This is a genomic window from Prochlorococcus marinus CUG1433 (genome assembly GCA_017644425.1).
Taxonomy (GTDB): domain Bacteria; phylum Cyanobacteriota; class Cyanobacteriia; order PCC-6307; family Cyanobiaceae; genus Prochlorococcus_A; species Prochlorococcus_A marinus_U.
Genome location: JAEPLN010000001.1, coordinates 1,501,711 through 1,515,677, shown reverse-complemented (window position 1 = coordinate 1,515,677; position 13,967 = coordinate 1,501,711). Strand labels below are relative to the sequence as shown.

The following is a 13,967-nucleotide window of genomic DNA, read 5'->3' as shown; positions in this document are numbered from 1 at the left end:
TGTATAGTCAGCACTAATAAAATCAAAATTGGGAGCAATTAGTAATCTGATTATTGGTATTATCCGATACATAAAATACTCGTGGGAAAATATTACCTAAGTTATGGAAATAAAACATAAAAAATTTAAAGCATTCATTTTGTCTGGTGGCAAGAGTTCAAGGATGGGATCTGATAAAGCATTAATTAAACATCATGAAGGAGGCAATTGGCTGACTCACAAAATAAAAATATTAAATAACCTTAATTTAGAGACTTTTGTAATATCAAATTATACTTCTCATTCAAAGGAGGTTGATAAAAGGAATAATGTTGAGTTTATTTCAGATGCCCAACCCTTTGATGGACCCTTAACTTGTATAGAACAAATTTTTTCATCTTTTAAAAAAACTACTAAAAATATCCTAATTATCCCAGTCGATATGCCTAATTTGAATACAAAATTAATTTATTCACTTTTTAAATCATGGGAAGAAAACCAAAATTTTGCGGTAATATCCCATGATGGAATTCTTGCACAACCATTATTCGGAATTTATCCCATCAATGAAGAAAATCATTTTAAATTAAAAAAAAAGTTATCCTCTGGGAAGAAAAATTTTCTCGGATGGGTTGATCAAATTCCCCATAAATATTTCTATGCAAACAATGGAGATTTGATTAATATAAATTCCAAGAGAGAATTCTTGAATATGAATAATGGGATTTAAGCAATTGGAGGATAATAGAAAAAGAAAGTTAAAAGTTTTAAGGTTATCTCTTAAACAAAATTGCAATTTTTCGTGTATCTACTGTAAGCCTGAGAACTATAGTTTGGATGTTTTAAATATTGAACAATTTAAAAAGTTAATTTTAGTCAGTTGTCGATTAGGGATAAATTCTTTAAGAATCACTGGAGGAGAACCTTTATTGAGTCCTCAATTAGATGAACTTCTGTATGAAATTAAATCGCAAAGATTAGAAGAATCAAATCCAGTAGCTAATTTACAGGATATTTCTCTAACCACAAATGGATATTTGCTCTCTAAGAAAAAAGCTAATGAGCTTTTTAAAAATGGTTTAGACCGCATAACAGTCAGTTTAGATGCGATTGATCCTGATATTTTTTCAAACATGATTGGAGAGGAAAATAAAATTATTGGCAAAGAAAAATTATTTACTGTCCTTGAAGGAATAGATCATGCAATTAATGCTGGATTTAATCCAAAGGCGGGAAAATTAAAAATAAATGCAGTTATAAAAAAAGAGATTAATGATAATCAAATTTTTGAATTAGTTGATTTTGCAAAAAAAAGGTCTATAGAAATTCGTTTCATTGAATATATGGACGTAGGGATATCTAATAATTGGCAGCCGTCAGATGTTTTTTTCTCCGAAAGAATTATTAGGCTATTAAAGAAGAAACATCGATTAAAAGAATACGGAAGAAAGGAGGGTCAAACTGCTAATAGATGGTACATGAGTGATTCAAATAGTTTTGTAAGTACAATCTCTTCAATAAGTAATCCTTTTTGTTCGGATTGTAATAGATTGAGGATAACTAGCGATGGTTATGCTTATACATGTCTTTTTTCTAATGAAGGTATAAATCTAAAACCATGGTTGTCTCTACCAATTAATCTCCATGAATTGGAAAATAAAATCAAGAGCATTTGGGAAGCTAGAGAAGATAACTATAGTGAAGATCGATTTAAAGTATTAGAGAAAACAACTGACAAAAATCAAAAAATTCATCCATCAATGTCATATCTTGGGGGATAAAAAATTATTTAGTATAAATAACAACATCATATATTCTTAATTCGAGGGAAATTAATTTCAAATTTATATACTTGGATGCGTTTAGCGATCTTACTTGGTTTTATTTTTGGGGTAACTCACGGAACTGTTGTTTCCGAAAGTTATTCTGCAAACAATTATGAAAATAATCAATTATTTTTTACTCAAAAAAATTCAAATATATTTTCTTCACTTTAAAATTTAATTTCTTATTTTTTAATAAGTTTTTGTATTGCCATTAACATCTTGTAAATTAAATTGTACTTATAGTTAAAATGTAGCGTAGACTACAATAAACGTTCATCTCGTTTTACGAGCCGCATTAAGATTGAAGCCAAGGAACGGGGACTTCAGTCAAAAATGAAATTTAGTCACATAACTATTATGTCTAATAACGTATCTACCTCAGTAAGTAGTAACAATATTACTGCTGTATTTGCAGGCTTTCTTGGAGCATTTATTGTTGGTTCTCTTGGAGTCCAACTTATAAGAACCCAAAAGCCCTCTTTTCAATCTCAACCATTAAAAGTTCAACCAGTTATCGCTCATCAATCAACTTTATGGGCAGCTTTAGGAGAACAAGATACTCCTATTGTTAAAAATAAAGTTTCTAATTCAAAAACTACAGGGATTGTCCCTGTTATAGGTTCTGAAGCAACTCTTTGGGCTCCTCTAGGTTTAGGTAATTAGTAAATTAGGTCTTTTAATAAACCGAAGGGGGGTTTAACCCCCTTTTTTTTATTAATTGCATTAAAAAGAAAATTGAAATTTTTAATCTAATTTATGGATAACTATAAATTAAATCAGGGTTTGAAAACAATGTAATCGTAGATACCAACAGCTTTTTTATTAATTGATTATAAATTAAAAATACGAGTTAACCCGTTCCAATTTGTTGACTCTGAGGTTTTAACCGTTGATTCCTTATCTACTTCTAGTTGTTACTCGCTAGTTGAAAGATTCAAAAACGGTACTTAAATACCTTAAATCATGGAAAAAAAAATCGCAAAGAAATACGCTGATCTTATAGTCCAGGCTAATAATTCAACTGGCAGAAAAGAATCTTTGTCATTAATTAAACAAGCAACAAAATTAAAAACCAAACTTGATCAATACGAAATGATGTAGTTTCTTAATTATCGATAGGAGTTTCAAGATGAGGTTGAAACTAGCTCCTTTTTTTTTATCTTGCTATACAAATACTAAGAGATAATTTAACTTCTTCTGCTCCAATAAAATATTGTGGAATTAACTGAGCTAGTTAAGGATTACGTTGCTACAGAATTATTATCAAGCATTGAACTTGACTTTCTTGAAGGAGAATTATGGGAAATTACTCAACACATAGCAGAAATAAATACAGTTATCAAAGCCCCAAAAAATATATGTAAGAAATTAGGATTAGATGAAAAATCTAGCTGGCAATTATGCTGTGCATCCGTTCTTGACTCCTCAAGACCACTAAAAAATGGACAAAATAGAGTTGATGATTTTAAAAAATTAATTAATCTATATGAAATTAACTGCATATAAAGAAAAGACTCAATGATACGTTTACTTTTTGCATCAATTCTATTTTTTATACCACAAGTAAGTTTTGCTAATGAAAAGCAAAGAGAAGTTGAGAATGAAGCTATAAATCTTGTTGTTAAAAAATTTGGAAAAGGATTAGAAAATAGATTAAAAGGAACGGGAGTAACTCCCAGTTATCGGAGTTGGTATGAAAATGACTGTTTTGTAAGTATTGCAGCAGGGACATACCAAGAAAATACTTGGTCGGCAATGAAGTGGTTTAGCGTCAATATCTGTTCTGAATCAGCTGAAATAATGGAAAGTGAATGAAGAGAATAAGACGCGTATTAGTTTTGCAGCATTTAGCAATAGAGGGGCCAGGTCTTTTTGAACAATTTGCTAAAGAAAGAGATTTGAAAATTGAAATTATTCGTTTAGATAATAAAAATTCTCTGCCACAAACAAAAAAAGGTGACTTAATTTTAATTATGGGTGGACCAATGGGAGTTAAAGATATTGGAACAGACAGATATCCCTGGCTTAAGTTAGAGAGAGACTTTATAAAAAAAGAATTAGAAAATGAAAGACCTATAATCGGTGTTTGCTTAGGTGCTCAGTTGCTAGCGAGTGCTGCTGGAGGAGATGTAGAAATTCTTAAATATGGATCACCTCCAAAATCATTACCAGAAATTGGATGGTCTCAAATTTTTATTAATAAATCAAATAAAGACTTTAAAGCACTGTTTGAAGACCCTTTTCATGTACTGCATTGGCACGGAGATAGGATTTTATTACCTAATAAAGCAGTACTCATTGCAAGTAGTGCACGTTGTAAGGAACAGTTTTTTAGGATTGGTAATTTGGCTTACGGATTGCAATTCCACGTAGAGACAACAGGAGAAATGATAAATAAGTGGATTAAAGAAGATAAAGAATTTGTCTTAAAAGGGTTGGGCTCAAATGGTCAGGAAATTTTAAAAGAAGAGAATAAAAAATATATTGATAAAACTCTTTTTAAAAGAAAGCTTTTAATAAGTAAATTATTTGAATTATTAGATAATTAACAAGGAATAATATAATCATCCAGTAAAAAAGGGCTTGATAAAGCCCTGAAAAAAATTTAAAAAGGATTGTAACTAGAAAATTCCTGGAAGAATTTGACCAGTAAAATAATAAGCCCCTATAAGAGCAAACATTCCAAGCATTGCGGCTTTACCATTAAGCTTTTCAGCTTTTTCGGTCATAATTTTTTTTGCGAATTCCATAATAAAGTGAATAATGTTATATCTAAAAACTAATTATTCAAATTTCAGAATGATGTAGTTTTTTCTACCAAATTGATATCTTTATAAAGATTTAAAATAAATACTTAAACAACAAATTGAACTTTTAATAGCTTTCGAGCCAATCTGTAAAGCTTAGTAAGCCAAAAAAACAATTATTTAACTTTTATGTCATGTTTATGTTACATTTATGTAGTATAAAGTAGGAAAATAACTTAATTTTGAGTTAATACTTTACATTTATTAATAGTAGTGTTACATTAATTAACAATTACAAAACTTAAATGGCTAATTCAAACGTTACTACTGAATCAGGTGGCAGACAGAACATGTTTCCTACTGAAACACGTCCTTACATAGATGAGTCTGTTTCATACGACAGCTACCCGCAAAATGCTGAAAAAGTTAATGGACGTTGGGCAATGATTGGCCTTGTTGCATTAGTAGGTGCTTACGTTTCAACTGGACAAATTATTCCTGGAATTTTTTAATGAGTCCACTTTCAGGTTTTTTAGCCGTAATTGTATTCTTTACAGCCACCCTCGTTGCTTATCTAACCAAGCAATTTCAAAATGAAAATTTAAACTATTTATCTTCTTATCAAATGAAAAACACAAACACAAAAACCAAAACAATCGAAAAAGAAAAAGTTGTTGCTGAAACTCTTAACGGAAGATTCGCAATGCTTGGACTAATTGCTGCTATTGGAGCATACCTAACAACAGGTCAAATAATTCCTGGTTTCGTTTAAAACAAATTATTTAATAAACCTATACCCCAAAAAAAATGGAAAATTCAAAACCAACTTATTGGCAAAACGCCGAGAGGACTAATGGAAGAATGGCAATGATGGGCTTATTTGCATTAGTTGTAAATTATGGCTTATTCGGCTGGATAATCCCAGGAATTTTTTAAAATGAATTTAGGCTTACTTTTTCTTAAAGTAAATACTTTAGGAGTAATAACTCTCTCTGAACTTGATTGGATAACTAACCATCAATCTGAATTCTCGAGGCTAGATATGGCTTTAGTTATTAAAATCGGCCGTCTTATGGACTCTGGAGTGGTGGAAATTGATAATAGATTACCTGTTTAATTTTTAAAAATTTGATCGTCATGAGTGTTTGTCAATAGGGATACTGACAAACACTTTTTTATGAAAAAAAATTTATAAAAAAAAAGAGATTGTTTCTTAGCTAAAAACAATCTCTCAATTACCTAATTCTTACATGAAAATTTCAAGTAAGCTTCCAGATTTTAACTGATTTGTTTTTATAGTAAATCCTTAAAAATGCTTTTGTAATTTATCTTTTTAAACCACCTCTTTTTATCCATAGGAACCATGTAACCCAAATAGGAGGAAGGAATCTGATTAAAAAAGAAATTTTGTATATATAAAATGGGGCATTTTCACTTTGAAATAAATTCATCAAAAAAGAAGATATATTTACCCAAAGTAAAATTATTAATATATTGGCTCCCAACAAAGCAAACTTATTTTGTTTGAATATTTTTGGCATAGGGTAAATTTTTATATTCTTAATTCTAAATAATCTAGAGAAATAAATTATAAATTTTCAAAAAAACTTCAAATTTAAAATCCATATCCAAATAAAAAAAGCACTAAATTTCAATCCCTCTCCAAATAACAATCCAAAAGCGATAGGAGGAGAAAATATTAAAAAAAGAATAGAGAATAAACTAAATAAAGCAAATGATCCTCTTAGAAAAAAATTCTTTCTTTTTGTTCTTCTTAGATTTTTTAAAGTATTCCACTCCCATTCAATAAACCTATAGAACTTTTCTGATAATAAAAAAAAATACTTCATTAATATTTTTAATTTCTATCGGCTTTTCTTATTTATAAAATTAATTTCATTTGTTAGCAATACACCTTGTCCCCTTCTTCAGAAAGATAGTAAATTCTATTTTCTGAACTTACGAAGAAGGTTAATCCCTTATATTGTGATCTTTTAAATTTATCTAATCTAAGTTTGTGTAAATCCCAATTATCAGTACTTATGTCAGGATTAAATTCTTGTTCTTTTAAAAAAGTTACATAAGTTGGAATAATTGTTGTTTTTTGGGCTAACCCTCTATTTCGTTTTGAATAAAAAAATAATAATAATAAAAGTACAAAAAAAAGAATTAATAATATATTTGTCATTATCAATTTTTCTAATTTGAAAAAACTTTAAATTGGAGAATCAAGAACTTTTCACAATAAATTTCTTAGTAAGTAAAAAATCCTATTTTTATATTCTTGTATTTTTGAATACTTATCAAGGGTTTACCTTAATCAGATTATAAAATGAGTCGCATTTTGAACATGACTCAAAATTCCATGAATACTCCTTATGCAAAAAGAGTAGCTGAAAAGTTTAGAGAGGCTCAAAACTATTTAAAAACAAATGGTTTTAGTAGATCAACTAAACATTTACTGGAAGATATTGAAAATTCTGTTGAAAAATAATGCCAATACCCCCTCACTTACCACAACTACAATATGGCTACGATGATGGCTTTACAACAATTGTTTTTGGTTTAATAGGAAGTTGCTTAGGATGTATCTTAATTTTATTAATTTCATTTTTTGAATTTAAATTCAAAAATCAAAATAGCAAGCCTTAAGAGACTTACTAAACATTAAATAAAAACTCCATTACATCACCTTCATTAACAATATATTCTTTACCTTCACTTCTTAAAAGACCTTTAGTTTTGGCATTAGCAATTGAACCTGAATCAATTAAATTTTGATACGAAATAGTCTGAGCTCTTATAAATCCTTTTTCAAAATCTGTATGAATTACTCCTGCTGCCTGTGGCGCAGTCATCCCATCTTTTATGGTCCATGCTTTTGTCTCCTTTTCTCCAGTAGTGAAATAAGTTTTTAATCCCAATAATTTATATGTTGATCTAATTAAAGAACTTAATCCCCCTTCTTCTACTCCTAAACCAATAAGATAATCTTTTTTATCTTCTGGTTCTAACTCTATTAATTCAGATTCGACTTGCGCTGATATTTTTATACATTCTGTTTTTTCATTGCTTGCAAAACTCTGAACTTTTGATGAGAAATTATTACCTTCAGCTAAATCATTTTCATTCAAATTTGTTGCGTAAATAATTGGTTTAGCAGTAAGGAAGCCTAGTTGCTTAATTATTAAATTTTCTTCTTCACTCAAAGATAATGATCTAACTGAAAGTCCTTTCTGTAGCTCTTCTTCAATTTTTTCTAGTAAATTATCTTCTTTTGCTGCCTCTTTACTAGTTCTAACCTGTTTTTTAATTCTTTCTCTTCTTTTTTGAAGTTGGGATAAATCAGCTAAATTCAATTCCAGATTAATTATCTCAATGTCATCCAAGGGATCTACCTTACCGGAAACATGAATTACATCACTATCTTCAAAGCACCTCACAACATGAACTATTGCATCAACCTCCCTAATATTTGATAAAAATTTATTTCCCAAACCCTCACCTTTACTGGCTCCTTTTACTAGTCCTGCGATATCTACAAATTCTATTTTTGTTGGGATAATATTTTGGCTAGAACTTAAATCACCTAACGCTTGTAACCTTTGATCTGGGACAGAAACTATACCTTTATTAGGTTCTATAGTACAAAAGGGAAAATTAGCTGCTTGAGCTTTAGCATTTTCTACAAGTGCATTAAATAAAGTTGATTTTCCAACATTTGGTAATCCAATAATACCGGCTTTTAACATTTGAAAAAATTTATGGAAAAATTATTCAGAAAACATCTTCTAGTAATATAGTATTTACTTAACCAATCTTGGATAAGTTAATTATAATCGACTTGATTATTTATTTAGTTCCCAAATATTCTGAATTACTATTTTTCAAAAGAAATGCTTGATTTAATAAAAAAAAATATAAATCTAAGAAGTGGAATTATATTAGTTTCTTTAACTATTTTTTTCGTTTTCATAACCAATTCCTTCAAGAAAAACAAATCAAAAGACATTTCTGATTTTGTAGTGCAAGTTGAAAAAGGAATCCTCTCAGATTCAATTAATACAAGTGGTGAAGTAAAAGCAATCAGGACAAGCAATATTGGACCTCGGAAGCAAGGTGTAATAAAAGAAATCAAAGTAGATGAGGGTGATCTTGTAAAAAAAGATCAGATTTTAGCTTCACTTGATGATGAGGACTTTATCTATAAAATTGAAGAACTTGAATTAAATGTCGAAAAACAAAAATCTGAATTTTTAAGAAGAGAATATTTATATCAAGAAGGGGCAGTAAGCAAAGAAGATTACGAAAGTTATAAAAATACCTACAACATTAGTAGCGCCAAACTTAATGATGCAAAAGCTGAAAAAAGTTTCTATCTAATTAAAGCTCCTTATGGAGGAAAGATTACTGCAAAATATGCGGAGATAGGATCTTATGTCACACCAAGTACAAACTTAAGTTCAGACCCTAAAACCAAAAACTTTATTTTTGAACTATCTGAGGGCCTAGAAATTGTTGCTAAAGTTCCTGAGAGTGACATTGGCAGAATAAAAATAGGTCAAGAAGCCTCAGTAAGAATTGAGGCCTATCCCTCAAAAAAATATAGTGCCATAGTTAAAAAAATAGCTACAAGAGCTGTAAAAGATAATAATGTAACCTCATTCGAAGTAACTTTAAATTTTAAAGATATTTCTGAAGAAATTAAAATTGGAATGACTGCAGATCTTGAATTTAGAATCGAAGGTAATGAAGAAAAAATCTTAGTGCCAACAGTTTCTATTGTCACTGAAAAAGGTGAAAAGGGAATTTTGAAAGTTGATAAAAACAATTCTCCCAAATTTGAAAAAATTGAAATTGGGATCAGTAGTGGAAATAAAACTTCAGTAATTGATGGATTAGAACCTGGAGAGCAAATCTTTATTGATATTCCACCTTGGGCTAAGAAGAGAAAATGAGTTTAAAATCTGAAAACTCTAAAAAACCAATTTTACTTTTAGTCGATGGTCATTCACTTGCATTTAGAAGCTTCTATGCATTCAGCAAAGGGATTGATGGAGGTTTAACAACTAAAGAGGGATTCCCAACAAGTGTGACTTATGGATTTCTAAAAAGCCTTCTTGATAATTGCAAAAATATTAGTCCTGAGGGTGTTTGTATTACTTTTGATACCGAAAAACCAACTTTCAGACATGAATTAGATCCAAATTATAAGGCCAATAGAGATGTAGCACCAGATGTTTTTTTTCAAGATATTGAACAACTTGAAATCATTTTAAAAAAAAGCCTTAATTTACCAATTTTTAAATCTCCAGGTTACGAAGCAGATGATCTCCTAGGCACAATTGCAAATGATGCTTCTTCTAAAGGGTGGTGTGTGAATATTCTTTCTGGGGATCGGGACTTATTTCAATTAGTAGATGATCAAAAAGATATTTATGTTCTTTATATGGGTGGTGGTCCATATGCAAAAAGTGGTAATCCAACTCTTATGAATGAAAATGGAGTAAAAGAAAAATTAGGTGTTGCGCCAGAAAGAGTAGTTGATCTTAAAGCTCTAACTGGTGATAGTTCTGATAATATTCCTGGTATTAAAGGGGTAGGTCCAAAAACTGCAATTAATCTACTAAAAGAAAACGATACACTTGATGGGATTTATCAGGCTTTGGACAAGATTCAGCAGAACCATGATAAAAAATATAAAGGATTCATCAAAGGTTCTGTTATAGAAAAGCTCAGAAACGACAAGCATAATGCTTTTCTTTCCAGGGATTTAGCAAAAATAAATACTGAAGTGCCTTTGATATTAAATGATGGTTATGAATTAAAAAATATAAATCAAGAACTTCTGTCAGAGTCACTGCAAAAACTTGAATTATCAACGCTACTTCGGCAAGTTGATATTTTCAATGCAACTTTTAGTAGAGGTGGTTTTGACAAAAATAACGTGGCTAAAGAGGAGGAGAAAGATCCAAAGGTCTCTAGTAAAATTGAATTAGAAAATAGTGAAAATAAAATCCCTAAAATCAAAGTAAATATAGTAAATGATTTTGAATTACTTGATAAATTAATTCAAAGATTAGAAAAGACCAATGAGATAGTTTCTTTAGATACAGAGACTAATAGTTTAAATCCAATCGATGCGGAACTTGTTGGGATAGGACTGTGTCTTGGAGAAGAAACTGATGATTTATTTTATATACCTCTTGGTCATCAAACAAAAAAAGAGACTACCAATCAATTATCGATTGAATATGTTTTCTCAAAACTAAGAACTTGGATAGAAGATCCAAAAAAAGAAAAGGCACTCCAAAATTCTAAATTTGACAGGCAAATATTTTTTAATCACGGACTTGATCTTAAAGGCGTAACCTTTGACACCTTGTTAGCAGACTATCTTTTAAATAATCAGGAGAAGCATGGGTTAAGTGAAATTAGTTTTAGATTATTTGGATTTAAGCCTCCTTCATTTAAGGAAACAGTTGGAAAAAATAAAGACTTTTCATTTGTTGATATTGATGAAGCTAGTATTTACTGCGGTTATGATGTATTTCTAACTTTTAAGATCGTCAAAATTTTTAAAGAACGATTTTCAACAGAAAAAAATGAATTAATCAAATTGTTCGAAGAAATCGAGCTGCCATTAGAGCCAGTATTGTCTCAAATGGAAATGAATGGAATAACCATCGACATCCCTTATTTAGATAAACTCTCAAAAGAACTAAAAAGTACCTTAGAAGATATTGAAAGTAAAGTTTATGAATTAGCAGGGGAGACTTTTAATCTATCTTCACCAAAACAACTTGGTGAGATCTTGTTTGAAAAATTAAATTTGGATAAGAAAAAATCAAGGAAAACAAAAACAGGATGGAGTACAGATGCAGTAGTTCTTGAAAGATTAGTCGACGAACATGAAATAATTCATCATTTAATTAAACACAGAACTCTTAGCAAATTACTTAGTACCTATATTGATGCTCTTCCAAGTCTTATTAACGAAAAGACAGGAAGAGTTCATACAAACTTTAATCAAGCTGCTACAGCGACTGGGAGACTAAGTAGTAGCAATCCTAATCTTCAAAATATCCCAGTTAGGACTGAATTTAGTAGGCGAATCAGAAAAGCATTCTTGCCTGAAAAAAATTGGAAACTTTTATCAGCAGATTATTCTCAGATCGAATTAAGAATACTTGCTCACTTAGCGGAAGAAGAAATCCTAATTAATGCGTTTCATAAAAATGATGACATTCATTCTTTGACTGCAAGATTAATTTTCGAGAAAGAAGAAATATCATCCGACGAAAGGAGAGTTGGGAAAACAATAAATTTTGGAGTTATCTACGGAATGGGTATTAAAAAGTTTGCCCGTTCAACAGGAGTAAGTACTCCAGAGGCAAAAGAATTCCTAATAAAATACAAAGAAAGATATTCAAAAATTTTCAAATTTCTTGAACTCCAAGAAAGGCTTGCCTTATCAAAAGGTTATGTAAAGACAATTTTTGGTCGAAAAAGAGAATTTAAGTTTGATAAAAATGGACTTGGAAGATTAATAGGGAAAGATCCTTACGAAATTGACCTGCAATCTGCAAGAAGAGCTGGTATGGAAGCACAGTCATTAAGAGCCGCAGCCAATGCACCAATTCAAGGTTCAAGTGCAGACATTATTAAAATTGCAATGGTTCAACTAAATAAGAAATTCATAGAAATGAATCTTCCCGCAAAAATGCTTTTACAAGTACATGATGAATTATTGTTTGAGGTTGAACCAGATTCTTTGGAAATTACGACAAAATTAGTAAAAAAGACTATGGAAGATTGTGTAAAATTAAGTGTGCCTCTTTTAGTTGATATTGGAATTGGAGACAATTGGATGGAGACAAAATAAACCTTATGAAATACTTAGTTTAAGATGATCAAACTTTTTAATACTTTAAGCAAAAGAGTTGAGGTTTTTAAGCCTATTGATGATGTAGTAAAAATTTATTGTTGTGGAGTAACTGTTTATGATTTATGTCATCTTGGTCATGCCAGAAGTTATATAGCTTGGGATGTATTGAGAAGATTTTTAATTTACAGTGATTTCAAAGTGAAGTATGTTCAAAATTTTACAGATATTGATGACAAGATCTTAAAAAGAGCTAAAGAAGAAAGCAGTTCAATGAAGGAAGTATCTGAAAAAAATATTATTGAATTTCATAAAGATATGGATTCTTTAGGGATAATGCGTCCGGATAGTATGCCAAGAGCAACGAATCATATATGCAATATCTGCTCCTTCATAAAAATCCTTGAGGACAAAGGTTATGCATATTCTAGGGATGGAGATGTTTATTATTCTGTTTTTAAAAATAAAAATTATGGAAAGCTAAGTAATCAAAAAATACAAGAACAAAATATAAATCAGCAAGGAAGAATGGCTAATGAGGAAAATAGTAAAAAACTTAATCCGCAAGATTTTGCACTATGGAAAAAAGCCAAAGAGGATGAACCATTTTTTGATTCGCCATGGGGTAAAGGTAGGCCAGGATGGCATATTGAATGTTCAGCAATGGTTAAAGATGAATTAGGAGATACTATTGATATCCATTTAGGTGGTTCTGATTTGATTTTTCCGCATCATGAGAATGAAATCGCCCAATCAGAAGCAGCCAATGGCAAAAAGCTAGCGAACTATTGGTTACACAATGGGATGGTCAATGTAAATGGACAAAAGATGAGTAAATCACTTAAAAATTTTAAAACTATTAGAGAGCTGATTAAGTCAGGTATAAGCCCTATGACTTTGCGATATTTTGTTATGACGGTGAATTATAGAAAACCACTTGATTTTACTGAAGAAGCTTTGAGGAGTGCTTCAGAAGCTTGGAAAAACATTAATGTAGCCCTTTCTTTTATGGACCTTACAAAAGGTGCTTTTAGATATATTGATAAAAATGAAACTCTCGAAGAAGAATATAAAGAGAAAATAAATTTTGAATTATTTCAAAAAAAGCTTAAATTTTCTGAGGCTCTTGGAAATGACCTTAATACAGCAGGTGCTATAGCAATTATTTACGATTTAGCGAAACCATTAAAAAACTTTTTAAACCAATTTCAAAGGGTTGATGGTTTTAAAATAGACCTAAATGAAAAACTCTTTCTACTTGAGAATTTTAAAACTCTTGAAAAGTTGACTGAGGTACTTGGTCTTAAAAAAGAGGTTTTAGTAAAAGAAAGTAAAATAAAAGAAGAAGAAATATCATCGCTTATTAATGAAAGATTGAAAGCAAAAATGGAAAAGGATTATGCGAAGGCGGATGAAATCAGGAATTTGTTAAAAGAAAAAGGTATTGAACTTATTGATCAATCAAAGGATATAACAACATGGATAAGGGTCTAAATTTTAAGAAAAAAACCAATTTGAAATTTTTGTTTT

Annotated in this window: 20 protein-coding genes; 16 read left to right on the top strand and 4 right to left on the bottom strand. The window is 30.1% G+C overall.

Going from position 1 to position 13,967, the window contains the following annotated elements; translation table 11 throughout:
• Nucleotides 1–103: 103 nt before the first annotated feature.
• The 7 genes from JJ842_08525 (at nt 104) to JJ842_08495 (ending at nt 4,354) form a co-directional block, all read left to right on the top strand.
• On the top strand, nt 104–709 hold the full coding sequence (locus JJ842_08525; GenBank protein ID MBO6971955.1) for a molybdenum cofactor guanylyltransferase: 606 nt from the start codon (nt 104–106) through the stop codon (nt 707–709).
• Nucleotides 699–1,760: a radical SAM protein gene (locus JJ842_08520; protein MBO6971954.1), complete on the top strand. Its 1,062-nt coding sequence runs from the start codon at nt 699–701 to the stop codon at nt 1,758–1,760. The genes JJ842_08525 and JJ842_08520 overlap by 11 nt, the downstream gene beginning before the upstream one ends.
• Before the next feature lie 402 nt (nt 1,761–2,162).
• Nucleotides 2,163–2,468: a hypothetical protein gene (locus JJ842_08515; GenBank protein MBO6971953.1), complete on the top strand. Its 306-nt coding sequence runs from the start codon at nt 2,163–2,165 to the stop codon at nt 2,466–2,468.
• A 300-nt stretch (nt 2,469–2,768) separates the two neighbouring features.
• Nucleotides 2,769–2,906 (top strand): hypothetical protein, encoded by a 138-nt coding sequence (locus tag JJ842_08510; GenBank protein ID MBO6971952.1) that lies wholly within the window; start codon nt 2,769–2,771, stop codon nt 2,904–2,906.
• Nucleotides 2,907–3,020: 114 nt separating this feature from the next.
• A complete protein-coding gene (locus JJ842_08505; GenBank protein MBO6971951.1) occupies nt 3,021–3,311 on the top strand; it encodes an inward rectifier potassium channel in 291 nt (96 codons plus the stop codon).
• Nucleotides 3,312–3,323: 12 nt separating this feature from the next.
• Nucleotides 3,324–3,620 (top strand): heat-labile enterotoxin alpha chain, encoded by a 297-nt coding sequence (locus JJ842_08500; protein ID MBO6971950.1) that lies wholly within the window; start codon nt 3,324–3,326, stop codon nt 3,618–3,620.
• Nucleotides 3,617–4,354: a type 1 glutamine amidotransferase gene (locus JJ842_08495; GenBank protein ID MBO6971949.1), complete on the top strand. Its 738-nt coding sequence runs from the start codon at nt 3,617–3,619 to the stop codon at nt 4,352–4,354. Before JJ842_08500 ends, JJ842_08495 begins: the two co-directional genes overlap by 4 nt.
• 72 nt (nt 4,355–4,426) lie before the next feature.
• Here JJ842_08495 and JJ842_08490 read toward each other — a convergent pair whose 3' ends face one another.
• Nucleotides 4,427–4,534 (bottom strand): high light inducible protein, encoded by a 108-nt coding sequence (locus JJ842_08490; GenBank protein MBO6971948.1) that lies wholly within the window; start codon nt 4,532–4,534, stop codon nt 4,427–4,429.
• A 323-nt stretch (nt 4,535–4,857) separates the two neighbouring features.
• Between JJ842_08490 and JJ842_08485 the strand changes: the two genes are divergently transcribed.
• The 4 genes from JJ842_08485 to JJ842_08470 are packed head-to-tail and all read left to right on the top strand — an operon-like array spanning nt 4,858 to nt 5,669.
• Nucleotides 4,858–5,064 (top strand): high light inducible protein, encoded by a 207-nt coding sequence (locus tag JJ842_08485; GenBank protein MBO6971947.1) that lies wholly within the window; start codon nt 4,858–4,860, stop codon nt 5,062–5,064.
• Nucleotides 5,064–5,324 (top strand): high light inducible protein, encoded by a 261-nt coding sequence (locus JJ842_08480; protein ID MBO6971946.1) that lies wholly within the window; start codon nt 5,064–5,066, stop codon nt 5,322–5,324. The genes JJ842_08485 and JJ842_08480 overlap by 1 nt, the downstream gene beginning before the upstream one ends.
• 35 nt (nt 5,325–5,359) lie before the next feature.
• On the top strand, nt 5,360–5,488 hold the full coding sequence (locus tag JJ842_08475; GenBank protein MBO6971945.1) for a high light inducible protein: 129 nt from the start codon (nt 5,360–5,362) through the stop codon (nt 5,486–5,488).
• A 1-nt stretch (nt 5,489) separates the two neighbouring features.
• Nucleotides 5,490–5,669, top strand: a complete 180-nt coding sequence (locus JJ842_08470; GenBank protein ID MBO6971944.1) for a hypothetical protein — start codon at nt 5,490–5,492, stop codon at nt 5,667–5,669.
• Between the two features lie 208 nt (nt 5,670–5,877).
• Here the strand turns inward: JJ842_08470 and JJ842_08465 are convergent, their stop codons facing one another.
• Together JJ842_08465 and JJ842_08460 are read right to left on the bottom strand one after the other, a co-directional pair.
• A complete protein-coding gene (locus JJ842_08465; protein MBO6971943.1) occupies nt 5,878–6,093 on the bottom strand; it encodes a hypothetical protein in 216 nt (71 codons plus the stop codon).
• A gap of 362 nt (nt 6,094–6,455) precedes the next feature.
• The gene (locus tag JJ842_08460; protein ID MBO6971942.1) at nt 6,456–6,740 is read right to left on the bottom strand and encodes a cytochrome B; all 285 of its coding nucleotides are present in this window, start codon (nt 6,738–6,740) and stop codon (nt 6,456–6,458) included.
• Nucleotides 6,741–6,902: 162 nt separating this feature from the next.
• Between JJ842_08460 and JJ842_08455 the strand changes: the two genes are divergently transcribed.
• Together JJ842_08455 and JJ842_08450 are read left to right on the top strand one after the other, a co-directional pair.
• Nucleotides 6,903–7,046, top strand: a complete 144-nt coding sequence (locus JJ842_08455) for a hypothetical protein (GenBank protein MBO6971941.1) — start codon at nt 6,903–6,905, stop codon at nt 7,044–7,046.
• Nucleotides 7,046–7,204, top strand: a complete 159-nt coding sequence (locus JJ842_08450; protein MBO6971940.1) for a hypothetical protein — start codon at nt 7,046–7,048, stop codon at nt 7,202–7,204. Before JJ842_08455 ends, JJ842_08450 begins: the two co-directional genes overlap by 1 nt.
• A gap of 8 nt (nt 7,205–7,212) precedes the next feature.
• Here the strand turns inward: JJ842_08450 and ychF are convergent, their stop codons facing one another.
• On the bottom strand, nt 7,213–8,304 hold the full coding sequence (gene ychF / locus JJ842_08445) for a redox-regulated ATPase YchF (GenBank protein ID MBO6971939.1): 1,092 nt from the start codon (nt 8,302–8,304) through the stop codon (nt 7,213–7,215).
• 144 nt (nt 8,305–8,448) lie between these two features.
• Here ychF and JJ842_08440 point away from each other — a divergent pair, with 144 nt between their 5' ends.
• Genes JJ842_08440 through JJ842_08430 form a run of 3 tightly spaced genes read left to right on the top strand, consistent with a single transcriptional unit; the run spans nt 8,449 to nt 13,931 of the window.
• Entirely contained in the window at nt 8,449–9,510 is a 1,062-nt protein-coding gene (locus tag JJ842_08440; GenBank protein ID MBO6971938.1) for an efflux RND transporter periplasmic adaptor subunit, read from the top strand.
• Nucleotides 9,507–12,437, top strand: coding sequence for a DNA polymerase I (gene polA, locus JJ842_08435; GenBank protein ID MBO6971937.1), 2,931 nt, complete (start codon nt 9,507–9,509; stop codon nt 12,435–12,437). Before JJ842_08440 ends, polA begins: the two co-directional genes overlap by 4 nt.
• Nucleotides 12,438–12,461: 24 nt before the next feature.
• A complete protein-coding gene (locus tag JJ842_08430; GenBank protein MBO6971936.1) occupies nt 12,462–13,931 on the top strand; it encodes a cysteine--tRNA ligase in 1,470 nt (489 codons plus the stop codon).
• The last annotated feature ends 36 nt before the right edge of the window (nt 13,932–13,967 follow it).

Bases quoted from the DNA above. Each gene is read 5' to 3' on its own strand.
- JJ842_08525 (MBO6971955.1), top strand. From the start codon at position 104: ATGGAAATAAAACATAAAAAATTTAAAGCATTCATTTTGTCTGGTGGC.
- JJ842_08520 (MBO6971954.1), top strand. From the start codon at position 699: ATGGGATTTAAGCAATTGGAGGATAATAGAAAAAGAAAGTTAAAAGTT.
- JJ842_08515 (MBO6971953.1), top strand. From the start codon at position 2,163: ATGTCTAATAACGTATCTACCTCAGTAAGTAGTAACAATATTACTGCT.
- JJ842_08510 (MBO6971952.1), top strand. From the start codon at position 2,769: ATGGAAAAAAAAATCGCAAAGAAATACGCTGATCTTATAGTCCAGGCT.
- JJ842_08500 (MBO6971950.1), top strand. From the start codon at position 3,324: ATGATACGTTTACTTTTTGCATCAATTCTATTTTTTATACCACAAGTA.
- JJ842_08495 (MBO6971949.1), top strand. From the start codon at position 3,617: ATGAAGAGAATAAGACGCGTATTAGTTTTGCAGCATTTAGCAATAGAG.
- JJ842_08490 (MBO6971948.1), bottom strand. From the start codon at position 4,534: ATGACCGAAAAAGCTGAAAAGCTTAATGGTAAAGCCGCAATGCTTGGA.
- JJ842_08485 (MBO6971947.1), top strand. From the start codon at position 4,858: ATGGCTAATTCAAACGTTACTACTGAATCAGGTGGCAGACAGAACATG.
- JJ842_08480 (MBO6971946.1), top strand. From the start codon at position 5,064: ATGAGTCCACTTTCAGGTTTTTTAGCCGTAATTGTATTCTTTACAGCC.
- JJ842_08475 (MBO6971945.1), top strand. From the start codon at position 5,360: ATGGAAAATTCAAAACCAACTTATTGGCAAAACGCCGAGAGGACTAAT.
- JJ842_08470 (MBO6971944.1), top strand. From the start codon at position 5,490: ATGAATTTAGGCTTACTTTTTCTTAAAGTAAATACTTTAGGAGTAATA.
- JJ842_08465 (MBO6971943.1), bottom strand. From the start codon at position 6,093: ATGCCAAAAATATTCAAACAAAATAAGTTTGCTTTGTTGGGAGCCAAT.
- JJ842_08460 (MBO6971942.1), bottom strand. From the start codon at position 6,740: ATGACAAATATATTATTAATTCTTTTTTTTGTACTTTTATTATTATTA.
- JJ842_08455 (MBO6971941.1), top strand. From the start codon at position 6,903: ATGACTCAAAATTCCATGAATACTCCTTATGCAAAAAGAGTAGCTGAA.
- JJ842_08450 (MBO6971940.1), top strand. From the start codon at position 7,046: ATGCCAATACCCCCTCACTTACCACAACTACAATATGGCTACGATGAT.
- ychF (MBO6971939.1), bottom strand. From the start codon at position 8,304: ATGTTAAAAGCCGGTATTATTGGATTACCAAATGTTGGAAAATCAACT.
- JJ842_08440 (MBO6971938.1), top strand. From the start codon at position 8,449: ATGCTTGATTTAATAAAAAAAAATATAAATCTAAGAAGTGGAATTATA.
- polA (MBO6971937.1), top strand. From the start codon at position 9,507: ATGAGTTTAAAATCTGAAAACTCTAAAAAACCAATTTTACTTTTAGTC.
- JJ842_08430 (MBO6971936.1), top strand. From the start codon at position 12,462: ATGATCAAACTTTTTAATACTTTAAGCAAAAGAGTTGAGGTTTTTAAG.